Raw genomic sequence first — 26,462 nt, forward strand, 5'->3', positions numbered from 1 at the left:
TTACAAAGTGCAAACATACTTGCTTTCAAATGAATTCTTTTCCTGCAAATCCTAATAATCCGATAAATCATGGTTCAGCCTCGTCTTCTTCCAGCTCATGCAATACCACCGCCATTTCATTGGTCTTTACAAAATTGCACCAGTGGCAATCTTCTTTGCCGCAGCCGATGTAAAACTCACGGTTCTGAATTTTTTCCCAAACCGTAACGATCTGTTGTGTTACCGTTTCAATATCGGCCGGAGTAATAACGATCTTTTCTTTGCGATATTCTTTCTTCTTGTCCGGTTCAATAAAATCAAATTCGGTGCTAACAACTTTCCAGTCTTTTGCTTCGTAATTGTCGACAAGAATTTTATAGAACACCGCTTGTCGCCAGTAATCACCGCCATCCGTTTGTTTATCACTGGGGCCTTGCAGTTTTTCTTTCGCATTATCAACATTGCCGGTTTTATAATCCACCACATTCACCGCTTTGCCGTCGAACTCAAGTTTATCAAGCTTTCCTTTCAACGGAACGCCTTTGATCATCACATTGCGGATGTTGCGTTCAATGGCTACAATAGTGGAGAAGCTGTTGATGTATTTATCATAGTAATTACTCAATACTTCCTGTCCATATTCCATCCTTCGTGCAAACTGTTCTTTGGTAAAACTTTCACGGTGGCGATGCATATACCATTCAAAGTCGGCAATGAACTGTTGCTTTGAATGAAAAGTATCTGTTTTCGTCTCCTGCATCTTGCGAAACAATTGCTCCAATGCATAGTGAACAGATGAACCGAATTCAGTTGCTTCATTTTTAGGTGATGGAATACGAATGAGATTTTTGAAATAAAATTCCAGCGGACATTTTAAATAGTTGTTCAACGCCGTAACATTCATCACAAATTTTTCCAGTATCGGCTGAATAAAACTTTCTTCGATCTTTTCAATTTCCGGTGCCTGTGCTTCACCAAACAACAATGCAGTGAATTCACTCAATGCTTCCGGACTCAGCATTACCGGCACAATATCGATCGGCTGTTCTTCTCTTATTTCTTCGAGGAACATCGATGGTTCCAGTTCTTTCCCATCGTTTTTAAATTGACTAAATGAAAGATTGAGATGTGTTTCTGCTCTTGTGATCGCTACATAAAACAATCGACGTAATTCTTCCGTAGATGTTTCTTTTGTTACAGATGAAGTCGTGAAAATGGTATCCGGTAATTTATACCCATTAGAAGGATTACGTTTCTTTTCCCAATAACCGGAATTGCAACCGGCTACAAACACATGTTCAAATTCCAAACCTTTGGATCCATGTGCAGTTAAAAGATTTACACCGTTGTCGCTGCCGCTTACCTGTACCAATGGTAATTTCAACTCTTCTTTTTCCATCAGTTCAATAATGGATACCAAACCTTGTAATGAGAGTGAAGGATCACGCCTTGTTTCTTCTTTTACAAAATCGAATAAACCTGTGAGTACTTTTAATTGCCAATGTTTATCCGGGCTTTGCATGATGTGTTTGAGAATGCCTGTTTCACGAATGATGTTGTCGAACAAATGCTGCAACGTCACATTCGGCACATCCCCAACCAGTTTTTCAAAAATACCGCTGGCTGCTTTTAAGCCATGATGAATGCCTTGCGAAAAAAGATCTTTGGCTGGTGCATGTGCTTTTTCATACAATAATCTTCTGAGCGATGTTTTGTTATCGCTGAATTGAGTTGAAGAAACTTCAACAGTAAGCTTTGCAATTTCAATGGGTGGAATATGAAACCAACTAAAGTGTAATAATTCAAACAGCATTTCATCGCCACCATATGGAACATCATGCTCGGCAGCTAAATATTTCAGTATAAGAATTATCTTTTGTGCCAATGGCAACTCCAGTATATTCAAATGTCGTTTGCTGTAAAAGGGAATACCAAGGTGATTGAAGTAATGCGTTAACTCTTCGCCATATTTATTTTCTTTATAGATCACCGCAATGCGACCGGGAAGAATGCCTTCTTTCAACAGCTGTTGCACCTGTAAAGTAATGTCGATCATTTCCTCCCGTTGCGTTTGGTAACTTCTGATCGAAGGATTGTGCAGCAGATGATTGATCTTGCTGTTGCTAGCCAAAAGATCCTTTGTTAAGCCCCGTATTTTTTTAATTAACCGTTCTTCATTTCTGCTGATGAGTGATTTTGAAATGTCAAGTATTGGTTGTGTTGAACGATAGTTGTTTGATAGCACAACTGTTACGAGGTCGTTTGCATACAAGCCGGCAAAGCCTTCCATATTCTCCACGTTGGCACCTTGGAAACGGAAGATGCTTTGATCATCATCACCCACCACAAATACATTCGGTTGATCCCAATAGCTGATGAGTAATTCAACGATTTTATTTTGTGTACCGCTTGAATCCTGGAACTCATCCACTAAAATATATTGGAACTGTTCCTGGTAATTGGCCAGCATATTTTTATTTTCTTCAAATGCCTTGATGACCCACGTGATCATATCATCAAAATCGTAGCGGTTGCGTTTGCGCATGAGTTGCTGAAAACGATCGAACTCTTTTACGGCCGCACGGAGTTTTTCCATGCGTTCGGTTTCTTCATCCAGCTTTTCTTTTTTAAGATCACCAGCGTTGAATTGTTTGTACTTGCGTTTGTAAACATAGTCATCACGTGTAGGAAGATCAGCAAGGTATTCATTGATCTTTTGCTCAATGAAAGTAGGTGTCCAGCCTTCTTTCTTCATCGTACTGAACAAGCGATCAAGATTGGTGATCTCAAAATACACATCACCTCTGTATCGTTTCAGCGGATGGTTTTTTGGAAATGAATCAATGAGCTCTTTAAACAACTCGATCTTTTCCAGATCGGATAAAGGATCGAGTGCTGTTTTTTCAAACTGCGAAAGATTCTCCTGTATTACATCATTACAAAAAGCATGATAAGTGTAGATATTTACTTTGTATGCATCGGGGCCAATGAATTTTAATAGACGTTTGCGCATGGCCACTACACCGGCATCAGTATAGGTAAGACATAAAATGTTTTGAGGAAGCGCATCAGTCTCAAGCAAAATTTTTCCAATGCGGCTGGCAAGTATCTGTGTTTTACCTGTACCGGGTCCGGCAATAACCATTACTGGTCCTTCAATATGATCAACCGCCAGCTTCTGTTTTTCATTGAGCCTTTCGTATTCTTCAAGGAAACGTTGTTCCAGGCGTTCTTTGTTAATGGACATGCTTCAAAGTTAATTCTCTGCCCTTGTGCCCGTAAAGATTTTTGAATAGTCAGGAAAATGGCTTCTCACCCGTTTGTGGATAAAGCTTGCAAAAGATAAAGCAGCAAAAAGTTAAACAGAAATGGTTTTAGCCTAATTTTCAAGTACTAACTACGAAGCCCGTTTTTAAAATCCAGCCAGCCGTACAGTATTGACCGTCTTTTTTAGTAAAAAAGGCGGTTTTTTATTTGAGTGAGATGTAGAATATACCCTAAAAGTGGTATTTTTTGGATGAGGTGGTAGGGGTACTTTTACAATGTTGAAGGTTTTAGCCGTTGTTGTCCTACCACACCCGCTGATTATTTATCAGCTTACCTGTAAAAAGATTTAAGAGGCAGAAAAATAGCTATCCATTCATAAAATACCGTTTCTGCCTCTTACTTTGCCTAGCCCGGCATCCGGGAAATATATTTCTCCATTTGTTTTATCTGATCGGCCAATTGTTGAGTAGAAGGTTTCAGCGCCTTTGCCTTGCGGAAAAACTCTTTTGCTGCCCTGAATTCCCTCTTATTCATCATAATACTGCACATCTGAAGATTTGCAGCTGCCTGGTTTTCTTTGTCGGGTAACCCTTTGCGTAAAGCCTGGCGGATATAACTTTCAGCTTGTTTGAAATTGTTCTTTTGCATGGCCAGCATCCCCATTTGCAATAAGCTTGCTCCTTCCGTACCCTGCATGAGTGAAGAGCCTGAGCCGAGATCCATTCCTTTTTTCATCATTTTCTCTGCACCATCAAAATCCTGCTTCATCATAGCGATGTTACCCTTGAGGGTGTAAAACACGGAGCGAATTGGCTTGAAAAGTAAACCAGGAAATGTAACGGAATTCAGGATCTTTTCTGCACCATCCATATCACCGGCTTCCATATACTCCTGAATAAGACGGAGAGGGCCAAAGAAGAAATGACCGACAATGCTCACAATAGCAATAAGGTAAATGATAAACGATGGCCAAAAGCTTGTGTAGTAATGCACCACACCTGCAACCACCAGTAATACAATACCAATAATCAGCCTGTACCGGATATAAACGTTCAATAATTTCATACGAAAAAGAATTGGGCTGCAAAGGTAGGGTTTGAGGTCAGATTTCCCGTTGCAGATTCCTGAATTCTGCTATTTTTGCCGCCCGAAGGAGCCAGTTTTACTGCTGTACTTCCGGTCCCGTAGTTCAATGGATAGAATAGAAGTTTCCTAAACTTTAGATACAGGTTCGATTCCTGTCGGGACTACAAGATGAAAGCGCTTTGCAATTAATTGCAAAGCGCTTTCATCTTTTGCTTGGTCCTGGCAATTTAATTTAAATCAATTTGATTCATTATTCCCGTTTCAGACTAATGCAATGTTCTGTGTACGATCCGGACCCAAGGTCTACACGGGTAATAAGAATAACAGACATAGCCGTTAAATCCCTGATTTCATAAATTCTTCCATCAAATTCTACTATGGAATCGTTTTGAATTGTGTACGGCAATGTTCTAGCGCCCAATTGGTTTATAATTACCAGGTTGCCGTTATCCTGGAAATCCATCAGGGTTCTTTCAAATGGTTCCTTATACGTGTGAATTAAAATGGAGTTGTCATACTCATTGTAAACGGTATTTTCGGCAATCCATTTACCTTTCAATGTCTTGATGCCTTCATCGAAAGACATACCACCTTGTCTGATTGATGTGAAATTGTCTTCATTGTTTTTTTTGCAAGCCGATAATATTAATACTACTACCAGGCTAAGAATTAATGTTCTTTTCATGATGTTTTGTTTTGATTGTGAATGTTGATTTGTTTACTACTAAACCCTGCACAAAGATGATTAGCTCAATTCCCGATTACTAATCGATTGCTGGCTTGAAAGAAGATTTGTTTTGCAGCTTTTCACGAAAAAAACAACAGCTTAGAAAGCGTTAGTAAGAATTAATAACGAACGGAAGCGGACTTGCATTTATCTCAAAAAATCAAAAAATGATCTTTCATTCTATAAATTGAAGGAGGTATTTGTGTGTGTGCAATGTGCTTCAGCAAAAAACATCTTCAGACTTTTTATGCGGTTAGTTTCTTATCTGCGCATACGTTTGTGCACACGCAACCCTTTTATATTTCTTACATTTATCAACTTGAGTATTATTGTGTTTAAACAGGTTTAATAGAGAAGCGATGGTAAACAACATGCGGATACTTCATATTCCATATATCGAGATTACACACGAATTGTCTTTAATAAAACAGCCCATTGTGCTAAAGCAATCTGTTCCTTTACAACAAATAGCAGAACAGCCCTGGCCATCTTATTCCTATAAACCTGATGTAAAATTTTCCATAGCACATACAGGTGAGCATATTGTACTCACGTTTGATGTGGAGGAAGTGGAGGTTCGTCATGAAAATACGGCCATCAACTCATCGGTTTGGGAAGACAGTTGTGTGGAATTCTTCATCAGTTTTGACGACAAAGGCTATTACAATTTTGAATTTAACTGCATCGGCACTGCATTGGTTGGTTTTGGTAAAAATCGAAAGGAAAGAAAACTCTTGCCGGTTACGTTGGTAAAATGCATTCAGTGTTTTGCACAAATGGAAAAAAAAACAAAAACCTTTCAATGGCAAATGCAGGCCATTATTCCGTTGAGTGTGTTTATGTACCATAATGTTTTTAACCTGGAAGGAAAGAAATGCAGGGCAAATTTTTATAAGTGTGGCGATAAGTTGTCACAACCTCATTTTCTCTCATGGAAACGTATAGAAACAGTTGAACCGGATTTTCACCAACCGGCCTTTTTTGGTGATATTGAATTTGAAGCGAAAGTTTCATAATCTTGTATGGGTATGGAGAAATTGCCAACGATAAAAGAAATTGCTAAGCAACTGAAGGTATCAGTATCAACTGTATCGAGAGCATTGAGCGATCATCCTCGTATTGGTCTTGGCACAAAGCTGAAAGTTCAGCAATTGGCAAAAGAGATGGGTTATGAGCCAAATGCACAAGCTATTTTTTTTAAGCAAAAGAAAACATATGTTATTGGCGTGGTGATACCGTATATACGGGAGGAGTTTTTTTCGCAGGCCATCAGTGGTATTGAATCGGCTGCTATGGAACATCAATACACCATCTTATTTGGGCAGAGTTATGATGACCCCGAAAGAGAGAAAGCTGTAGTGGATGCAATGAAAAAACAACGGGTTGATGGTTTGATCATTTCTTTATCGAAGCAAACAAATAAGTACGATCATCTGGAGGCGTTGAATAAGTTTGAAATACCGGTTGTGTATTTTGATCGGGTACCTCCTTTCAAAGAAGCGCACAAAGTATTTTGTAACCTGTACAAAGGAACTGTTGATATGGTTGGATGGCTTTTCAACAAAGGTTACAGACGCATTGCATTTATTAACGGACCCGATAAGTTGAATGCAAGCAAAGAACGCATGAACGGATACATTGAGGGCATCTCCAGACAAAAACTGAAAGTGGATATGCAGATGGTGGAGAAAACAGACCTGTCGAAAGAAAGCACACATCATGCAATGAAGAAACTACTTGCATTAAAGCATCCGCCAACAGCAATTATTACATTTAACGACTATGTGCATATGGATGCTGTGCAATATGCTCAGAAGCATAATATAATGGTGAATAAGGATATTGTGTTTGTGAGTTATGCCAACCTTCCAATTACAAGTTATACAGCTTTTCCTCCTCTTGTTTCAGTTGAGCAGTATCCATATGGTCAAGGTGAACGTGCTATGGAACTGATGATAAAAATCCTGAGCGAAAAAACTGATAATAAGATCACCTCATCATCTTTTTATGTGGAAGAATTGCCTGCAACATTAGTTGCATATCAACAGGCAACAACAGGTGCCTGATAAATTTCTGTTACTTCGGTAGTTTTTTTAATACTTACTGAACAGCCTGCATTAAGTCTGCTGCTTTTCCAGCTTGTGCTCGATTTTGCGCATCCGTTTGCATTAAAAAAAGTCTTCCCGGCACAATAACTTGCTTTCTGTTTATTGAATAAGCATGTAAGCAGTTTTCTCATAATCAATAGTTATAGTTTACAACCGAACCGGCTTTTCAGTCGGTTTTTTTTATAAGGGTTGCACAATGGCAGCTTCAATTTTGCGCACCCGTTTGCATGCTAAAACTGAAAATTTATGTATTATTTTCATTCTTCCAAGGAAGAGTACAAACTTTCGGATACTCCGGTTTACTTCAATGGCCGGCACTAACGGTGTTTTACAACTGCTTGTTATAACAAAGTCATCTCTAATTTTTCAATCAATTGTATGCATAGAAAAGATTTTATAAAGAATACCGGTTTAACCGCCGCCTCATTGGCCATCTTGCCAACGGGTTCGTTATTTGCAAAAGATGCAGATGCTAAAGTGAAAATGGTAATGATCGGCGTGGGTTTACGTGGGCAGAGTCATCTTGATCTTGTGTTGCGTCGCAATGATGTAGACCTTATTGCCATTTGCGATATTGATGATCGTATGCTTACACGCTCAAAAGAGATGATCACAAAGAGTGGAAAGAAAATGCCGCAGATCTTTACCGGCGATCCTTATGCATGGAAGAAGATGCTTGAACTGAAAGGCATTGATGGTATTATTATTTCTACACCGTGGGAGTGGCACAAAGAAATGATCATTGGTTCATTACAGGCAGGTATTAAATACGTGGGTAGTGAAGTAATGATCGGTATTACGTTGCAGGATCATTGGGATGTGGTAAAAGCTGCAGAGCAATACAATGCGCATGTAATGATGCTGGAAAATGTTTGCTACCGCAGAGATGTGATGGCTGCATTGAACATGGTGCGCCAGGGATTGTTTGGTGAACTGGTACACCTGCAAGGCGGTTACCAACACGACCTGCGTGAAGTGAAATTCAACAATGGTGTTGATGCATATGGTAAGGGGTGTGAATTTGGTGATAAGGGATGGAGCGAAGCAAGATGGAGAACACATCACTCCGTATATCGTAATGGCGATTTGTATCCAACACATGGTATCGGACCTGTTGCACACTACATCAACATCAACCGTGGCAACAGGTTTGTCAATATATCTTCCTTCTCATCAAAGGCGAGAGGCCTTCATGAACATATTGTAAAGAAATGCGGACCTGAACATCCCAATGCGAAAATTAATTTCAAATTAGGTGATGTTGTTACTACTTCTATAGGTTGTGCAAATGGAGAAACCATCTTGTTGCAACATGATACCAACTTACCACGACCTTATTCATTAGGTTTCCGTGTGCAAGGCACCAACGGTATCTGGATGGATGTAAATAAAGGGGTACACATCGAGGGCAAATCAAAACCGCATCAATGGGATGCTTCAAAAGATTGGTTCGACAAATATGATCATCCATTGTGGGCACGCTGGAGTAAAGAAACTGAAGGGGCAGGGCACGGTGGTATGGACTTCTTCGTGATCCATTCGTTTGTTGAAAGCATTAAACGTAAAACCGCTACACCGATGGATGTGTATGATGCAGCGGCATGGAGTGCCATTACTCCATTGAGTGAACTCTCTGTTGAAAAAGGAAATGAAACAATTGAGTTCCCTGATTTTACCGGTGGAAAATGGATGTATCGCAAACCTGTGTTTGCATTGAATGATGATTATTAATAAAGAAGTGGCCGTTGCTGAACGAATTATCGATGATGATTGTATAAAAGGAATGGAACTGCCATAAGCGAGAATATGACATATAATATTTTGGAATATCAGCAAATAATGTCGCAATCCGTATTGCCTGTTTTTGGCCTCACGGAAAAGAGAGTGAAACTGGAAGCTTTTGGAAGCGGCCTGATCAACAGTACCTGGAAAGTAACCACCACATCAGATGAATATATTCTGCAACGGTTAAATCATTTGGTGTTTAATGAGCCGGAAGATATTGCATATAACATCAGTTTAATTGCAAACTATCTCAAACAACATTATCCCGGTTACTCATTTGCGGCACCCATTACTTCAGAAGATGGTGCTTCACTTGTTTACTTAGAGAATGAAGGCTTTTTTCGATTATTCCCTTTTGTAAAAGGCTCGTATGCAAAAGAAGTGGTGGAAACTGCAAATGAAGCTTATGAAGCAGCAGTGCAGTTTGGACGATTTACGCATTTGTTAAGCGGACTAGATACAACGCAACTTAAAATTACGATCCCGTCTTTTCATGATCTGTCGTTGCGTTATCGTCAGTTCATGATGGCTTTGGAAAATGGTAATACAGAACGGATTATTGAAGCCGATGCGTTGATAAAGAAAGTGATGGATAACAGATCCATTGCAGAACAATACCAGCAGATCAAAACAAATCCGGATTGCAAGCTGAGGGTTACACATCACGATACAAAGATCAGCAATGTGTTGTTTAATAAAGATGGCAATGGATTGTGTGTAATAGATCTTGATACGGTGATGCCCGGCTATTTCATCAGTGATGTGGGCGATATGATGCGCACTTATTTGTCGCCGGTGAGCGAAGAGGAAAGTGATTTCAGTAAAATTGAAATACGTGCATCAATTTTTGAAGCCATCGTTCAAGGTTATTATAGCGAAATGAAAACCGATCTTACAGAAACAGAGAAGCAGCTGTTCTTTTATGCCGGCAAGTTCATGATCTATATGCAAGCCATTCGCTTCTTAACTGATTACCTGAATGATGATGTGTACTACGGTGCACGTTACGAAAAACATAATTTCATCAGGGCATCAAACCAATTGGTGCTGCTTGAGAAACTCATCGCAAAAGAAAACGAATTAGTTCCTTTGATCAACCGGATTCTTTCAACCAGTGAATAAAATATCCCCCGATACAACGGGGGATATTTTATTACTTAAGCTTTTGCTTCCTGCAATTTTACCCGAATGATCAATAATGTAACTGCAACAATACAAAGTATACTTTCTATCATGAGCCATTGCTGACCAAATGAACCCAGCGGTCCCTCAAGCGAAATGGTCATCAATCTTGACAATGCATAGCTTCCCCAGAGAATGGATGCAAATGCCAATCCTTTGGTATGATCTTTAAATGCCAGATACACTAAGCTGATGAAAATAGTTAGCCCAACGCCACCGTATACTCCACGAATGGAACTAAAGGCATCGTTGTTGGTGAGCTTTACCTGCACCAGGTCCATCACGGCTTGCGGGTTTTGAAAAGCCATGAGGCTTACCATTAAAATAGAAAAAGCTGAAAAGCCGATGAGTGTGGCAGAAGAGATGCGTAAAAGTTTGTGCTGTTTCATATATGTGTTTTTTGTTAACACAAAAATCGAAACAGCACAGAACTTGGTTCTTGGTGTTTGCCAAGATTTTCAGACGATCATGCGATCAGGCTGCAAAAGATTGGTTGTTGCTGTTAAAAATCCTTGCTTTCAATTCTTCACTTGGCTGCAATTGAAACGCAGCTGCATCGCACAATGCCTGCCAGAATGAATAGGGCTGATGCATACAGCCACGGTACGTGTAGCAATTGCTGCAGGTGTTTGTGCTGCACTGATCTTCCGCAACGGCTTCCCCGTTTTTTAAAGGTTGTTTTTCGGCCATGATAAATAAGGTTAGATGATAAGGTTTAAATAACAATACAAACATAAGTTCACTCATCTCCAATACAAACAACTGCTAACATGAACTGGAAAAACAAGCGGATGAATTGGTTTATTCCGCACATGCATAAGAAAGCAGAAGCTGTCAGTTACCGCTTTAGCAGTTCATCAATCAAAAAATACAATTCATGCAAAGCCTTCTTTTGAATGCAGTTGCGCCCAAACATCTTTGCCATTCAAAACCTTATTATCATGAAGCGATTCAAAAAAATTGCGAAGTGGACAGGCTTTATTCTGCTGTTCATTATCGTTGCACTTACAGCCTTAACCGCTACCCGCCAGGATCTTCGTTTTGAAGCACCTTATCCTGCCATTAAAGCATCAACCGACAGTACAGTTATTGCACAGGGAAAACATCTTGTTTACAGTATGGCGCATTGTGCCGATTGTCACAGTAATCAAAACACTGATTCGTTGGCTCAGCTTGGTATTGAACCTACATTAAGTGGGGGCCGCAAATTTGCGTTTGAACTCGGAAATTTTTACAGCAGAAATATTACTTCCGATGAAGAAACAGGTATTGGTAAATTAACTGATGGCGAGATTGCCCGCACGTTATACTATGGCGTTAACTCTAAAGGGCAGGCAATGATCGACTTTATGCCTTTTCATAACGTTAGTGAAGAAGATATGACAGCCATCATTTCTTACCTGCGTACACTTAAACCGGTAAAAAATGTTGTACCTGAAAATGAATACAGCACGCTGGGAAAAGTGTTGAAAGCATTTTTAGTAAAACCTGTTGGACCCAAAGGCACAATTCCAAAAACAGTAACACCAGATACAACGGCTGCATATGGTGACTACATTGTAAATAATGTGGCCAACTGCTCCGGATGTCATACACTGCGTGGTCCAACAGGTGATTATATAGGTGAGCCTCTTGCCGGTGGTAATGCATTTGTTGAACCGGGGTTAGATACATTAACACCTCCTAATCTTACGCCACATCCTGAAAGCCGCATCTACGGTTGGAGTAAACAGAACTTCATTGAGCGTGTTCGTATGGGAAAACTTATTAAGCACAGTCATATGCCGTGGAACTCGTATAAGAAAATGACTGATGATGAATTGACTGCGATCTATAATTACCTGCAATCGGTAAAACCAGCTAAAACATCAGTTGAAGAAAAATAAAATAACTAATCATGAACAAACATCTTCTTATTGCAGCTTTGTTTTTATTGCCGTTGATGACGCAGGCACAGATCGGCAATGTATTGAACCGGGCAAAAGCAAAAGTAAACCAGCGTGTCAATAACAAAATTGATAAAGGCATTGATGAAGCATTAGATGAAGTGGAAGGAAAAGGCAAACCAAAGCCTGCGGTCAACAACACAAATGATGCAGCTGCTCCGTCAACCAAAAAGAATGTTGGGTATGCAAGCACATTCGATTTTATTCCGGGTGAAAAATTATTGTACACCGAAGATTTTTCGCAGGATGCTATTGGTGAATTACCACTTAACTGGAATACAACCGGCAAAGGTGAAGTAGTAACAGTAGATGGGTTGAGCGGTAAGTGGACAAAGATGTATCAGAATTCTTTTTACCTCACCGGTAATAAAACAGAATTTCCAAAAAACTTCACAGTTGAATTTGATCTGTTGCTGGCATTTAACTACAAAAGTTATACGCTTCCATTAGTTACGTTTGGTTTATTGTCAAGTAGTGACTTGGCTACTACAGAGAATGAGCTAATGACCAATCACAGTAAATACCAATCAACAGAAGTAATGCTTCGCCCGGGTTATAAGAGTACACCCAGTTATGCCGGCGTAAAAAGTTTTATTGAGCGAAGAGATTTTTACAAAAGTGCCGACCAGGAGTTGAACAGCTTCGATGATAATTATAATAAGGTAATACACATCGCCATGCAGATGCAGGAAAGCCGCTTACGCATCTGGATAAACAGTGAAAAAGTGTTTGATATACCAAAAGCATTAGCAACGCAATACATGTTTAATCAACTGTTCTTTAAGATCCATAACTCGGGATATAAAGAAAATGAAATTGGTTTTTATCTGGGCAACATCAAAGTGGCCACAGGTATTCCTGATACAAGACATAAGTTGATGGAAGAGGGTAAATTTTCTACCACAGGTATTCTCTTCAATGTAAACGAAGCAACATTGCAACCTGCATCTTATGGCGTGATCCGTGAAATTGCAGCAGTGTTAAAAGCAAACCCATCAGTTCGTATCAGCATTACAGGGCATACAGACAGCGATGGTGCTGATGCAGCCAATCTCACACTCTCACAAAAGCGGGCAGCAACAGTAAAAGATGTATTGGTAAATGAGTTTGCAATTGATGCAGCCAGGATGGAAACCGATGGCAAAGGAGAAAGTAAACCTGTTGCTGATAATAAAACCAAAGAGGGAAAAGCGGCTAACCGAAGAGTAGAATTTACAAAACTGTAAAGCAATTAATTATGGAACTGAAAATTTTAATCTTATTGAATCTTTTTATCTATAGCGTGATTGTAAGCCAATCATTCATGTATATGATTGCTATGCGTAATGTGCAGGAAAGTATGGGCGCAGCATCTTACATTGAATTACGAAAATTATTAGACAGGAATTTCCTGAAAAAATTTAAGCCCGTTGTTTATTCGGCACTGGTACTCGGTCTTGTGTTGGTAGTGGCGGCTGTTTTCCAGTCATCTATAATATTACTTGCCGGCAGCAGTATAGCTTTTGCAGGTTTGCTGACAGATGTTGTACTGATCTTAAAAGGTGATATGCCCATTAACCGTATCATCAACAGCTGGACACTGGAAACATTTCCTGCTAATTGGGTTGAATACCGGAGTAAATGGCTCTACTGGTTTTCGTGGAGGCAGGTTGCAAACATCAGCGGATTTATTGCATTACTGATAGCGGCAGTTTTCGGTTAAACAATTCATCCTTTATTTTTTGCAATTCAGTCATGCTCCACTTGAAATGGCTTTTGTTGTGATCTACATTGCAGTTGAATTAAACCTTATCAGAAATGAAGAATACATTTATTCTTGTTACGATTGTAGCAGCTGGTATCGTAACATTTGTTGCAGCTTGTACCGGCACATCAGCAAACAATGATGCAGTAAAAAAACCTCTCACGAATGCGGAGCTCATAAAACGAGGCGAATACCTCGTGAGTTCTGTTGGTTGTGATGATTGTCATTCGCCAAAAATTATGGGCCCCGGTGAACCACAAATTATTCCCGAGTTGCGATTCTCAGGTTATCCATCAACAAGACCTTTGCAAAAAGCAGATAGTAATGTAGTGAAAAGCGGGTGGGGTTTGTTTGGGAGTGATCTTACTGCATGGGTTGGCCCTTGGGGAATGTCGTTTGCAGCAAACATCAGCAGCGATGCGACCGGTATCGGCAACTGGACCGAAGCACAATTCTTTAAAGCAATACGTGAAGGAAAATATAAAGGGCTTGATAACAGCCGGCCGTTGCTGCCACCTATGCCTTGGTTTGTATATAAGAACTTCAGTGACGAAGACATCAAAGCAATTTTTGCTTTTCTGAAATCAACCAAGCCTGTTGAAAATGTAGTACCGGCACCTGTGCCATTTACAGCTTTAAAAAATTAATACGCATTAGGATTGTTTAGTGTTTAGGTATAATTACCTGCCCGACGGGCTCTCCCGTTGGGCATTACTATTTCAAAAAAAAATTGCCGATTACTTCTTTCAGCAACATCAAATTCTAACTTATGCCATCACCGGTTACATTTCAGAAATACAGATCATGGAGAAGCCACCCGTTTATGTGGTTGTTTCGCTATGCACTGCTTTTATCTTTACCATCGTTTATGAAAAAAATAATACCTGTTGTCTTCTTACTATTTTCATTTGGCACTGTGTATGCACAAGCACAGGGAGCGGACAGCTCGGCTTTATTCAATGCAGAACAATTACGTGCAGATCTTGATACACTTCACCACTGGGTACTTTCTTCTCACCCAAAACTCTACGGCAATGCCGACAGTGTGGAAACAGAAAAAAAATGGCAGCAGGTAAGGAGTGAATTAAACGGAAGTTTGTCCCGGCCGGCATTTATGAAAATACTTGCTCCTTTGCTGGCTCAGTATAACGATGGGCATACGTTTGTTGAAACTGATTTTGAAAGCCAGGAACTAAAAGCGTTTAAAGCCGGTGGTGGGCGTTTTCTTTCGTATGAAATCACCATACAGGAAAACGAAGTGTGGGTTAAACAAGATCATGATACATTAATGCAGGTAAAGCCGGGCAGTCGCATTTTATCCATCAACAATAAACCGATAAACGAAATTATAACAGAGTTGTACAACGCAATGTCTGGTGATCACAAAGCCAATCGGCTCGCAACTGCTTCACGTTTGTTTGGATTTTTATTGTGGAATCAATACGGTTGGTCTGCACCATTCTCCCTGCAAGTGCAGGAACCTGGTGGAACGATACGGAATGTAAAATCGGTTGCAGTTTCGGTTGATGATTACCTGAAGAATTTATTTCCTTCTCCTTTATGGACGATGGATATTTATCCCGAGGAAAATTTAGCTGTAATTGAATGCAGAAGTTATTCGGGGAATATGGAGCGTATCCGAGAAAAACTCGATTCTTTTTTCACCATCATCAAACAAAGAAATATTCAGCATGTGGCGCTTGATCTGCGGAGGAATGGAGGCGGCAACTCAATGATCGGCACGTTGTTTTTATCTTATCTCACGCAAAAGCCGTTGCTGTCGGTCAATTCAAAATCATTTCGTGAATCAAAACGCTTACATGCGTTGCCTGCAGATTTTTGGTTGAAGAAGCAATTTGATAATGCGTTAAAAACCTGGAAAAGAGACGGCGAATTTCTTACCACTTATTTTGAATCAGACAATCCATTGCAACTAACAAAGCCGGAGTTGTTTTTTAAGGGCAATTTTTATTTGCTTACCAGTGCCCGCACTTATTCATCGGCACACATGACGGCCATGCAGGTGAAGTGTTCGAAACTGGGAGTTATCATCGGTCAACCAACCGGAGAGCAAATTGATCTTACAGGTGAAATACTCAACAGTAAATTACCACACTCAAATATTTTCGTGTATATCCCCACAGCTATGTTTACTGCTTCCTGTAAATGGAAAGAGAAGATGGGAGTGCAGCCAGATCATATTACTGCATTTGATCCAAATCATTTAGCGAATGCTGTTGATACTGAGTTGGCTTTCCTGAAACAACTTATCAATGCAAAGAAATGATTTGGCTAGACAGATCATGCAATGAAATAACCAGTTCATGCATGTGTAATTAGTGGAAGCTGTTTGTGTGCGTTAAGTTTGTTCATTATAAACCTTATCAATTTATTCTACCATGAACAAACAACTTGCTGCAGGTAACGGAAAGAAAATTCTGTTTGCCTCAGTTCCTGCTGATGGACATTTCAATCCGCTTACAGGGTTGGCTAAACATCTCCAATCACTCGGTTATGAAGTACGTTGGTACACATCAACTTACTATGCAGCGAAATTGGAGAAACTTGCAATTCCTCATTATCCGTTTGTAAAAGCGCTGGATATTACGGCAACTGAGATCGACGAGATGTTTCCTGAGCGCACAAAGATCAAAAGCAAGGTCCAAAAACTCAATTACGATCTAAAGAACTATTTCATTCTCCGTGCGCCGGAGTATTACAATGATATCAAAGACATTTACAAGGAGTTTAAGTTTGATCTGTTTGTGGCAGATGTTCTGTTTACGGCCATCCCGTTTGTTGCTGACCTTATGGAGATACCTGTTTTTTCAATGGGCATTGTGCCATTGATGCAAACATCAAAAGATCTCCCACCTGCAGGTTTGGGATTAACACCTGGTACTACATGGCTTAGTAAAGTGAGAGACAGTATGCTTCGCTTTATGGCTGAGAATATTTTATTCAGCAAGTCAGATAAGTTGATGAAAAAAATATTGGAAGGTTATTATATTGATCATGATAATAAATTTCTTTTCGACCTTGGTATCAGCAAGGCAACTTATTACCTGCAAAGTGGTACACCCGGTTTTGAGTATAAGCGTAGCGACATGATGGAGAATGTTCGGTTTATCGGCTCAATGCTTCCTTACAGCAGTAATCAAAACAAAGAACAGTGGTTCGATGAACGATTGAATCAATACAAACGAGTGGTGCTTGTAACACAAGGAACTGTAGAAAAAGATGTCAATAAACTACTGGTGCCAACTTTTGAGGCATTTAAACATTCAGATACGCTTGTTGTAGTTACAACCGGCGGTTCGCAAACAAGTGAGTTGCGTGCAAGCTATCCGCAGAACAATATCATAATAGAAGATTTTATTGCCTTTGATGATATTATGCCTTATGCTGATGTATATGTAACCAATGGTGGTTATGGAGGCGTAATGCTTGCAATTGAAAACCGTGTGCCAATGGTAACAGCAGGTGTTCATGAAGGGAAGAATGAAATTTGTGCAAGGGTTGGATATTTCAAAATAGGTGTTGATCTGAAAACCGAATTACCCAAAGTTGAACAGATCAGGAAGGCGGTTGACGAAGTAACCGGAACCGATGAATACAAAATCAATATTCAAAACCTGGCGAATGAATTTCAGCAGTACGATGCTAACAGTCTGTTTGCAAACCTTGTTGCTGAAGTATTGCAACCGGCAAATGATCTTATCATTTCAAACAGATACAGCGAAAAAATATTCTAGGGTTGACGGGTCTGGCCGGATGGTTTTTTAACCCTCCCGCCAGGCCTACAATTCATCCCCGTTTTTACTCAATTCATACAGGATGATCCGTTTTTCCTTTCCGTCATATCAACAAAACCAGCAAAAGATGGTAATTTGTAAAATAGATATGCAGATCAAATTACCATCTTATACCACAAGGGATTATGCGGTTCTTGCGATCATTCTGTTACCCATCAGCATCATCATAAATTCAATTTTGCTGGGGGCTGGCTATTATTCAAGCCTGGGCGTTTTTTTGCTGGCTACGGTTTTAGGTTGCATAGGTTTCGCTATCAATTTCATTTTTTGTGGCGGATGGGCGGTTCTCATGAAAAAACGTTTTCCAGATGAAAACCAGGTAAGTACCCGGCTTACATTTATGATTCTTACGTTTATCGTAATTACCGGTTTGTTTTTATACCTCATGTTCCGGGGTTACGAGCAAATAGCGTTTTTCAATTACAGGTTTAATGAAAATATGTTTCTGTTGGCCTATATCGGCATGAGCATCGTTAATGTATTTATTACGTTAATGATGGAAGGTGTGGACCGTTATGAAAAATGGAAGGACAGTTTAAAAGAAACAGAAGAGTTACAAAAAGTATTCAGGCAAAGTCAGCTGCAGGGTTTAAAAAGTCAACTGAATCCGCATTTTCTTTTTAATAGCTTAAACTCTTTGTCAAGTCTTATTAGTGAAGATGAAGATCAGGCTGAACGTTTTTTGAATGAGATGAGTAAAGTATACCGTTACATGCTGCGGAACGATGAAGACCAGATGGTGTCCTTAGAAACGGAATTGCAGTTTGTAGAATCTTATCTCTATTTGTTGAAAGCAAGATATGGTGATGGGTTGCAGCTGTCGGTAAACGTATCTGAGGCTGCAGCGCAAACGATGTTGCCGCCTTTATCGTTACAGGTACTGATCGAAAATGCGTTTACGCAGAACAGCTTGAGTAAATCAAGCCCGTTGAAAATTCAGATCGATTCAGAAGACGATAAATGGATTGTTGTACGTAACAATCTGCAACCAAAAGTGGTTGCAGAAACCGTTGATGTGGAAGCGGGACTCGATAACCTCATCAATCGCTACCAGTTGATCAATCGCTCAGAAGTAATCATTACCGATCAGCCAGGTGAACGCATCATCCGTTTACCATTGATCTGCAAAACAGCGGAGGTAATGCTATGAGTGTGTGGAATAAACCAACGAAGCTTCAGCTGTATTCTTTTGTAGCATCAATGCCAATCATTGACATAATGCTCAACTTTATTTTGTACGATGAAAAGTTTTTTCATGATATCAATATCTGGCTTGTTTCGTTTCCATTGATCTTTATAATCGGAATAGGTTCATGGCGGGGGCACGTATTTATTGGCAACTACATCAAACATAGGTTTCATGGATTAAAGCAAACAAAGAAGAGAATATTATTGCAGGCATTCTGTCTTATTCCTTTCATGTCGTTCTCTGTTACATTGATCTTCCTGCTGTATGATGCATTGCATATTCTTGGGTACAATTTTTCATGGGAAGATTTTAAACAGGGCCTTATCGTGGGCTTTTGTGTAAACCTCATCTTTGAAACACTGTATGAAGCGGATTATGTGCTGGAGCGTTATAAAGAAAGTGTGGAAGAGAAACAACACATGCAACAGCTTTCTATGTTTCATGAGTTTGATAGTTTAAAGAACCAGGTAAATCCACATTTCCTGTTTAATTGCTTCAACACCCTTTCATCACTTATCAGTGAAGACAAAAAGAAAGCAGAAAAGTTCTTGAATGAGTTGAGTAAAGTATATCGATACTTGTTACGTAATAACGAAGATGGATTGAGCACAGTGGATAATGAAATACGGTTTATCCGTTCGTATTATCAATTATTACAAACAAGGCATGGCGAAGCGGTGCAGTTGAATATTGAAATTGACAAGCGTTACGATTCATACATGTTGCCATCACTTACGTTACAGTTGTTGGTAGAGAATGTTGTGAAGCATAATGTGCTTTCAAAGAATAAACCATTGGTGATCGATATTTTTACTACTGCAGGGAATAAACTGGTGGTGAATAACAACCTGCAACGTCGTACTGTGAAAGCGCCGAGTAATAAGGTGGGGTTAGAGAACATTCGTGCAAAGTATGATCTGTTGAAGCAACCGGGTTTCCAGGTAATGGAAGATGAAAAGAATTATACAGTGGTGCTTCCGCTTATCTGGAATAATAATGGAGAGATGAAACGAGCAATATTAACTGAGGCGAAGAACAGCTTACTGTAATGAGAATAAAAATTTTAAAAGATATAACCCCGAGTTATCGGGAAGGCAATAATCAACAAAAAACAGGCAAATGAGAATACTTATTGTAGAAGATGAAGAACTTGCAGTGAAGAAACTGCAAAAAACATTGGCAGCTGTTGATGCAACAGCATCGGTGATTGGTGTAACAGATAGTATCAAAGCAACCGTCGATTGGTTACAAAGCAATCAACAACCCGATCTTATCCTGATGGATATTGAGCTTGCCGATGGGCAGAGCTTTGAAGTATTTAATTTAGCAGAAGTGAAGAGCCCGGTAATCTTTACTACTTCGTATGACGAATATGCATTGAAAGCTTTTAAAGTGAACAGTGTTGACTATTTGCTGAAACCTATTCAAAAGGAGGAGCTGCAGGCAGCTTTGCAGAAATACCGTCACCTGCATGCAACAGCAAAAGCACCCGATGGAAAATCGGATATGAATCTTGAAAGTCTTGTACGTGAATTGCAACAGAAACTGCAACCTAAGGAATTCAGAAAGCGTTTCCTGGTGAAGCATGCGCAGAAACTGGTATCGGTTGAAATTGACGAGATCGCTTATTTCTACAGCGATGGACGACTCAACTTTTTCAAAACAAGCGATAACAAAAAATATGTAGTTGATTATACAATGGATGAGCTGGAGGATATGCTTGATCCTGAAAAGTATTTCCGCATCAGCCGTTCGTTTTATGTTTCAGTAAGCAGTATCGATAAAATCGACGATTACTTTGGTAACCGTCTGATACTCCAATTAAAGCCAGCGGTTGATAAAGAAGCATTGGTAAGCAGAGAGAAGGTAACCGAGTTTAAAAAGTGGATGGGTAAATAATATTCAACCATTTAAAAAATAAAAAAAGAACAGCAATTGCTGTTCTTTTTTTTATGTTGATAACGGTGTTTCTTTATTGTCCTAAACCACTCCTGTATTCTCTAGGTAGTTTTTTCAGGAAGTTATAACCTATCTCAGCACTGCTTCTGATCTCAATAGTACCTGTTGATTTCAGATTTACCATGCATTCGTCGTACAGGGTGATCACAAGATCTTTCGATTGTAAGGTGTTCATGCCTGTAACAAAAGATTTTGCATAAATATCAACTGCAGCAAGATTTTTAACCGGTAGACCGATGTAAATTTTATTCTTATAACTTCTGTCTTTGCTTGCTTCAATAGTCAATACGCCGTTTTCCTGTTTTACAGAAATTTCATTGAAGTATTGTTTATCGCCTTCAATGTAAAGAATGCCGGGTTCGTTGTCTTCGATCAACAACACATCAATTGAAGCATTGATCACCAGTTTGTGAAAAGGTTGAACAGTTACTTTACTAATGGCTGATTTCTTTTTTTCTGTTGTTTGTGCTGAGGCTGCAGTAGTAACCAGCAAAAGAACTACAGTGAGCAGGTGTTTTACATTCATGATGAAAAGGTTTAATGATGATAAAGTTTAACCATGCAAAGATGCTCAGCTATGAACATAGCGGAAAAACACATCTGTATGAAACGTTACAGCTGCTGTATGAAATGAATATGTAATGAAGGTTATGCTACCGGAACCAGCAACACAAAAATGGAGCTGCTTTTGTGTACCTGCACATCAAGCTGTGCTTTTATGGTTTTGAGCCTGTTTTCCATATCCTGCCGCTGCAGCAGATTGTTGAGCTGTTGCATATCGCAACAATCATTTTTAAACTGCATGGTAAACTGCAGTCGTGGTTTTTCGTAACTGATATGGATATTGCATTTTTGAGCACCTGCATAGATCAGGCTTTTAACTGCTTCTTTAAACAAAAGAAATGATTCGTGGCGAAGCTTCATGTTGAGCGAAAGAGCTTCTACATTCTTATCAACAAGAATGTCGATCTCGGCGCCATTACGATTGTTGAGTGCATCAAGGTATTCCTTCATGCGTTCAACCGTTTTGGTCATATTATCATTATCAGGATCAATGCTCCATAACATATCGTCCATAGCAATCATCATATTATGGCTTTTAGTATGGATCTGCTCAATATATTCTTTCGATTTCTCTGGATCCTTATCTGCTTTCAGTTTTGCCATTTCACTCAGGATATTAATATTGCTGAGAGCAGTATTCACTTCTTTATGCAGATTGTCGGCAATGCCTGAACGCATTTCCTGCATTGCTTCTTTACGTTTCATACGTTCACGGTCGAGCCAAAAAATGATTGCCCCTCCTGCCAATATCAATAAACTGTAGAACCACCATGATTTCCAGAAAGGTGGATTCATTTTTATAACAAGTTTTGTATCCTGCTCTGTAAAGCGTCCTTCTTCGTCCATTACCCGAAGCCTGAATGTATGCGTGCCGATTGGTAAAAATGAATAAACAGCCTGGTTGTTATTGTCGGCCGATTGCCAGTCTTTGTCAATCTTATCCATTTTGTATTGAATAACACTCGATGTATTGTATTGCAGATTCGAAAATTCAATGATTACCGAGTTGTTGCCGGGGGACAGATTTATGAGTTCGAGCTTTAATAATGAATCAACCGGAATTGATTTGTTTCTTACTTTAAAATCTGTAATCGTTACTTTGGGTTTTGCATTATTTAAAACAATTGAAACCGGATCAAATACAACAAAATGATTACTGCTTCCAAAAATTAAACGACCGTCACGAAATCGCCTCGAAGAGGAGAGTGCAAAATCTTCGTTGTCAATTCCGTCTGTCTTACCAAAACGAATAAAGAGATTTTTTTGAATACTGATGCGGTATAAACCACTTGTACTGCTAAGCCATATGTATCCATTACGGTCTTTCTCAAGTGATGCGATGTAGCCGGAAATAGTTTCAGCATTCCCAAGTAGTCTTGTTTTGTTGCTTATCCGGTTAAATAGTAAAATTTGAGAACCTGTTGTAATGATCATGGTGCTGTCGTTATACTCAAGTAATGCCGAAACGCCTTCTTGTGGTAATTTATATGCACCTGATTTGGTATTACTGAAATGGTAGATCACTTTATCTGTTGATGGGTCAATGGCATAAATTCCATCTGTTGCAAAGGCAATCCATACTAAGCCTTTAGAATCAACTATAATCTTATTTACCTGGTTGGTGGGTAACGAAGAGACATGTTTGATGCCTTCAGCATAATCTTTTTTACCTGTGGATGCATTCCATTTAAATAATCCGATTGATTGCATACCAAACCAAAGGTTGCCCAACTTATCTTCTGCAATTTGTCTTACAGTTCTGTTTTGTAATACAGGCGGGTTGTAATATGCGGAAGTGCGGGTTTGTTGATTTATTTTCACAAAACCCGGTTGTGCAGAGAGCCAGATAGTATTACTGTCTTGTGAAGCATACATGCTCCAGATTGAATATGTGAGCCTTTCGTCAAGTCCTTTGATGTTTATTGGGATAGGCTTTAAGTTTTTATCATAATGATAAAGCCCATCACCCCATGCCGATACCAGTATTGTGCCGTCTTTCATCTCGATGGAAGAGAGTACACCTCCCCGTCCTTGCAGTCCGGTTACACGGTTGATATGAGTTACATTCTGAAAAACATGCTCTGCCGGATTAAAACGATATAAGCCATTATTATTTGTAGCAACCCAGAGGTTGTTTTCACGATCTTCTGTTAATCCACGTACATGCTCATACGCTATACTTCGTTCTGACGTATAGCCATTGTTTACAAAATCAAATGTTTTGGTTGTTTCATTGAAGCGTGCAAATATCTGAAGTCCCCTTATCCAAATGCTGCCATCTTTCTGTTCAAGAAATCCATGCACTTCATAATAAGATTTGATATAGCTATGCAACTCTGCCTTTGGAAAATAGAGATCATTCTTCTTCAGGTCATAACAATAGATATATGGAAACCCGTTTCCCCAACTTAAGAACCAAACCCTGTTCTTTGAATCGAAGAAATAGCCGTAAGGGCCGATTACACCTTTATATTGATCGATTATTTTTTCTTTTTCAATATTATTATAAGCAGTGCTTAAGTTCTTTGTTGCGTTATTATAAATGGCAATAGTTCCGTCTTTAGTAGTGAACCAGTATTTGCCGGCATTTGGCTGCTCAGCAAAATCTCCAATATGCCAGCCATCCGGAATTTTGAATCTTTTATGTGCTGAAACAAATGCGTGTTTATTTGCATCGTACACCAATAACTCATGGCCGCCTAATATCATGAATACATCGCCTTTACTGTCGAGTACTACTTTTTTGATCGATGTTTTTAATGCGTCTTTATCCAGCATATGCAAGGGTGTTTCGCTGAATCTGAAATTTTTTGTATTAAAAATTCCGATACGGCCATCTGACATAAGGATCCAGAGATTCTTACTGCTATCGATCAGTAGTTGCGAAATAGGATTGGAGGAAATAGTTGTACTGTCATTTTTACGATGACGAAAGGTTTTGTAACGGATTCCATCGAATCGTTGCAGCCCGTCAACTGAGCCGGTCCAGATATATCCCTGCTCATCCTGTACTACTGTATTTACCTGGTTAGATAAAAGACCAGAGCTTGTATTGTAATGTGTAAATGTATAGTTGAGGGTTTCTTGTGCAGCAGCGCTGTTCAGGAAACAGAAAAATATACAAATGAAGGATAGTTTGTGGGGCATAGTGTTCAGGTACTTCAAATTTAACGATTGCCTGCATAAACTGGGGAAATGACTGTATGAACTGTTGATATCGTTATTGAATTGTGCGATTGTACGGATGAGTTGTAAACGCCAAATGGATGATTAGTTGTTGCTGTAGACATGCAACTACAATTCACTGCTTTAATACTACAATTCATGCACAACAGTATTTCTTTCTGCTGCTGTCCATAACATCTTTGTGTCGTTAATCATTCAATCATTAAACCTCAAACAAAACAATGAAACGGTTTTTTATTTTAACTCTGTTGGCAGGCACCATCTTAACTTCCTGTAAGAAAGAAGACAAACAAAAAGTATTTAACGGTCCGGTAGTTCCATTTCAACACGGAAAAGCCTGGACATGGTACGAAGTAGATGAAAGTGATAAACCACTTCGTTTAGCTGTTGCTATTGATGAAGCTGCAATGAGCAGCCTCGATCGTGGTGGCGATAATACCGGTGGGCACAATCACAGCAACAATGTTACATTGCAGTTGCACCCCAAAGCGAAATCAGTATTCAATCATGTTGGTCTTGGTTGGAATCCACATGGTCATGAACCGGAATTCATTTACGGATTGCCACACTTCGATTTTCATTTCTACACTATTTCACCAGAAGCAGTGGATGCAATTCCTCCTTACGAAGTTGACAGCAGCAAACACAAGAACACGCCTGCACCTGAGTATTTCCCTGCTACTTATTTTAACCCGGGTGGTGGTGTTCCAAAGATGGGTGTTCATTGGCTCGACTTTACTTCTCCTGAATTAAGTGGTGCGCCATTTACACAAACATTTATCTATGGTTCTTATGATGGTAAAGTGACATTTTACGAACCAATGATCACTGAGGCATTTATTTTAGCCAACTCTGGATTCGTGCGTGACATTCCACAGCCCGCAAAGGTTCAGGTAACCGGTTACTATCCAACGAAGATGCGCATTCAAAAAATCGCTGGTATCACCAATATTATACTGGAAGGATTTGTATTAAGACAGGCATCGTAAAAGCGGTTTCACTCCGTAAAGTGACCACTGCTAACACAAGCAAGAAAGATAAGCCGGAAGTGCCGTAACACTTCCGGCTTATGTATTTTATTGCAAGGAATAGTGACCTGTACATTTCTTTTATAGCATCAACATTTCATGCAGTAAAAAAAACAACTCATCACATTATGAGTTTTCAATGGGGCAATTGTGCATCAACTTTACATCATTATCATTATTTCACCATTAAACCTTATTTATGAAACGTTACAATATTTTCAACCAGGTACACAAGGGGCTCCGTGCATTACTTTATGAAACCATCATAAAACTGCAGCAAACAGATTTTACCGACGCAGAAGATGCTGATGAAGCTGTTCAGCAGGTGAAGATCGTTCTTGATCTGTTTGATGAACATGCACACACAGAAGATACGTTTATCCTCCCCGCCATTGTAGAGTATGAACCATCAGTTGTTGATGTGTTTGCTCAGGAGCACGTACAAGATCTTGCACTCAGCAATAAACTCAATGGTTTGTTGCAGGCTTTTTCACTAACAATTTCTCCCGATTCAAAACGTGATATTGGCGCTGCTGTTAGCACTGCTGTGTTTGAATTCATGTTGTTTAACCTTGCGCACATGAAGAAAGAAGAAGATGTGCTGAATAAATTACTATGGCGCTATTATGATGATGAAGTATTGCACGGAATTACCATGAATATTATTGCAAACGTTCCTGCTGATAAAATGCCTTTGTACAATAAATGGATGATGCGTGGACTTTCTAACACCGAGATCATTGGTTGGCTGAAGCAGGTAAAAAACAACGCACCTGAATTTGTCTTTAACGCATATGTTGACCTGGCAGAAAATGAACTGGCAGAATGTCGTTGGCAAAAAATACAGGAACAACTTACAGAAGGCGCAATGCTCGCTTAATCATTTCTAAACAATAA

22 protein-coding genes and 1 tRNA gene are annotated in these 26,462 nt (G+C 39.5%); 16 read left to right on the plus strand and 7 right to left on the minus strand.

Translation table 11 applies throughout. From position 1 onward, the window contains the following. Positions 1 to 67: 67 nt before the first annotated feature. Both WG954_RS07815 and WG954_RS07820 read right to left on the minus strand, forming a co-directional pair. Entirely contained in the window at positions 68 to 3,226 is a 3,159-nt protein-coding gene (locus WG954_RS07815) for an ATP-dependent helicase (protein WP_340435225.1), read from the minus strand. Positions 3,227 to 3,651: 425 nt separating this feature from the next. After that, positions 3,652 to 4,311, minus strand: coding sequence for a tetratricopeptide repeat protein (locus tag WG954_RS07820; protein ID WP_340435227.1), 660 nt, complete (start codon positions 4,309 to 4,311; stop codon positions 3,652 to 3,654). A gap of 113 nt (positions 4,312 to 4,424) precedes the next feature. On the opposite strand from WG954_RS07820, the gene WG954_RS07825 reads away from it, so the two are divergent. Continuing rightward, positions 4,425 to 4,496, plus strand: a tRNA-Arg gene (locus WG954_RS07825). An 86-nt stretch (positions 4,497 to 4,582) separates the two neighbouring features. Here WG954_RS07825 and WG954_RS07830 read toward each other — a convergent pair. After that, a complete protein-coding gene (locus WG954_RS07830; RefSeq protein WP_340435229.1) occupies positions 4,583 to 5,017 on the minus strand; it encodes a hypothetical protein in 435 nt (144 codons plus the stop codon). A gap of 479 nt (positions 5,018 to 5,496) precedes the next feature. On the opposite strand from WG954_RS07830, the gene WG954_RS07835 reads away from it, so the two are divergent. The 4 genes from WG954_RS07835 (at position 5,497) to WG954_RS07850 (ending at position 10,074) form a co-directional block, all read left to right on the plus strand. Further along, positions 5,497 to 6,075 carry a carbohydrate-binding family 9-like protein gene (locus WG954_RS07835; RefSeq protein ID WP_340435232.1) on the plus strand — a complete coding sequence of 193 codons (579 nt, stop codon included), beginning with the start codon at positions 5,497 to 5,499 and terminating at the stop codon, positions 6,073 to 6,075. Positions 6,076 to 6,087: 12 nt separating this feature from the next. Then, on the plus strand, positions 6,088 to 7,125 hold the full coding sequence (locus WG954_RS07840) for a LacI family DNA-binding transcriptional regulator (protein ID WP_340435234.1): 1,038 nt from the start codon (positions 6,088 to 6,090) through the stop codon (positions 7,123 to 7,125). Between the two features lie 420 nt (positions 7,126 to 7,545). Then, the gene (locus WG954_RS07845; protein ID WP_340435236.1) at positions 7,546 to 8,898 is read left to right on the plus strand and encodes a Gfo/Idh/MocA family protein; all 1,353 of its coding nucleotides are present in this window, start codon (positions 7,546 to 7,548) and stop codon (positions 8,896 to 8,898) included. A 75-nt stretch (positions 8,899 to 8,973) separates the two neighbouring features. Continuing rightward, positions 8,974 to 10,074, plus strand: coding sequence for a phosphotransferase enzyme family protein (locus WG954_RS07850; protein WP_340435238.1), 1,101 nt, complete (start codon positions 8,974 to 8,976; stop codon positions 10,072 to 10,074). Between the two features lie 35 nt (positions 10,075 to 10,109). Here WG954_RS07850 and WG954_RS07855 read toward each other — a convergent pair whose 3' ends face one another. Beyond that, complete coding sequence (locus WG954_RS07855; RefSeq protein WP_340435239.1) at positions 10,110 to 10,523, minus strand: DUF4345 domain-containing protein; 414 nt, start codon at positions 10,521 to 10,523, stop codon at positions 10,110 to 10,112. A gap of 85 nt (positions 10,524 to 10,608) precedes the next feature. Beyond that, positions 10,609 to 10,824, minus strand: coding sequence for a hypothetical protein (locus tag WG954_RS07860; protein WP_340435242.1), 216 nt, complete (start codon positions 10,822 to 10,824; stop codon positions 10,609 to 10,611). 251 nt (positions 10,825 to 11,075) lie between these two features. Between WG954_RS07860 and WG954_RS07865 the strand changes: the two genes are divergently transcribed. The 9 genes from WG954_RS07865 to WG954_RS07905 all read left to right on the plus strand — a co-directional run bounded on the left by WG954_RS07865 (position 11,076) and on the right by WG954_RS07905 (position 20,727). Further along, the gene (locus tag WG954_RS07865; RefSeq protein ID WP_340435245.1) at positions 11,076 to 12,020 is read left to right on the plus strand and encodes a cytochrome c; all 945 of its coding nucleotides are present in this window, start codon (positions 11,076 to 11,078) and stop codon (positions 12,018 to 12,020) included. Positions 12,021 to 12,031: 11 nt separating this feature from the next. Further along, positions 12,032 to 13,306: an OmpA family protein gene (locus tag WG954_RS07870; protein WP_340435247.1), complete on the plus strand. Its 1,275-nt coding sequence runs from the start codon at positions 12,032 to 12,034 to the stop codon at positions 13,304 to 13,306. Positions 13,307 to 13,317: 11 nt separating this feature from the next. Further along, on the plus strand, positions 13,318 to 13,782 hold the full coding sequence (locus tag WG954_RS07875) for a hypothetical protein (RefSeq protein ID WP_340435249.1): 465 nt from the start codon (positions 13,318 to 13,320) through the stop codon (positions 13,780 to 13,782). A gap of 95 nt (positions 13,783 to 13,877) precedes the next feature. After that, entirely contained in the window at positions 13,878 to 14,471 is a 594-nt protein-coding gene (locus WG954_RS07880; RefSeq protein ID WP_340435251.1) for a c-type cytochrome, read from the plus strand. Positions 14,472 to 14,692: 221 nt separating this feature from the next. After that, complete coding sequence (locus WG954_RS07885; RefSeq protein ID WP_340435253.1) at positions 14,693 to 16,111, plus strand: S41 family peptidase; 1,419 nt, start codon at positions 14,693 to 14,695, stop codon at positions 16,109 to 16,111. A gap of 112 nt (positions 16,112 to 16,223) precedes the next feature. After that, complete coding sequence (locus WG954_RS07890) at positions 16,224 to 17,579, plus strand: glycosyltransferase (protein ID WP_340435255.1); 1,356 nt, start codon at positions 16,224 to 16,226, stop codon at positions 17,577 to 17,579. 127 nt (positions 17,580 to 17,706) lie between these two features. Continuing rightward, positions 17,707 to 18,789 carry a sensor histidine kinase gene (locus tag WG954_RS07895; RefSeq protein ID WP_340435257.1) on the plus strand — a complete coding sequence of 361 codons (1,083 nt, stop codon included), beginning with the start codon at positions 17,707 to 17,709 and terminating at the stop codon, positions 18,787 to 18,789. A 68-nt stretch (positions 18,790 to 18,857) separates the two neighbouring features. Continuing rightward, entirely contained in the window at positions 18,858 to 19,877 is a 1,020-nt protein-coding gene (locus WG954_RS07900; RefSeq protein WP_340435259.1) for a sensor histidine kinase, read from the plus strand. Positions 19,878 to 19,947: 70 nt separating this feature from the next. Continuing rightward, positions 19,948 to 20,727 carry a LytR/AlgR family response regulator transcription factor gene (locus WG954_RS07905; RefSeq protein ID WP_340435261.1) on the plus strand — a complete coding sequence of 260 codons (780 nt, stop codon included), beginning with the start codon at positions 19,948 to 19,950 and terminating at the stop codon, positions 20,725 to 20,727. Positions 20,728 to 20,800: 73 nt separating this feature from the next. Here WG954_RS07905 and WG954_RS07910 read toward each other — a convergent pair whose 3' ends face one another. Together WG954_RS07910 and WG954_RS07915 are read right to left on the minus strand one after the other, a co-directional pair. After that, on the minus strand, positions 20,801 to 21,313 hold the full coding sequence (locus WG954_RS07910) for a GIN domain-containing protein (protein ID WP_340435263.1): 513 nt from the start codon (positions 21,311 to 21,313) through the stop codon (positions 20,801 to 20,803). Between the two features lie 122 nt (positions 21,314 to 21,435). After that, positions 21,436 to 24,498, minus strand: coding sequence for a ligand-binding sensor domain-containing protein (locus tag WG954_RS07915; protein WP_340435266.1), 3,063 nt, complete (start codon positions 24,496 to 24,498; stop codon positions 21,436 to 21,438). Positions 24,499 to 24,758: 260 nt separating this feature from the next. Between WG954_RS07915 and WG954_RS07920 the strand changes: the two genes are divergently transcribed. Both WG954_RS07920 and WG954_RS07925 read left to right on the plus strand, forming a co-directional pair. Then, a complete protein-coding gene (locus WG954_RS07920) occupies positions 24,759 to 25,526 on the plus strand; it encodes a hypothetical protein (protein ID WP_340435269.1) in 768 nt (255 codons plus the stop codon). Positions 25,527 to 25,764: 238 nt separating this feature from the next. Continuing rightward, positions 25,765 to 26,445 carry a hemerythrin domain-containing protein gene (locus WG954_RS07925; RefSeq protein WP_340435271.1) on the plus strand — a complete coding sequence of 227 codons (681 nt, stop codon included), beginning with the start codon at positions 25,765 to 25,767 and terminating at the stop codon, positions 26,443 to 26,445. Positions 26,446 to 26,462: the final 17 nt, after the last annotated feature.

The sequence above is a fragment of the Lacibacter sp. H375 genome, from assembly GCF_037892425.1.
In the GTDB taxonomy this organism is placed as follows: Bacteria; Bacteroidota; Bacteroidia; order Chitinophagales; family Chitinophagaceae; genus Lacibacter.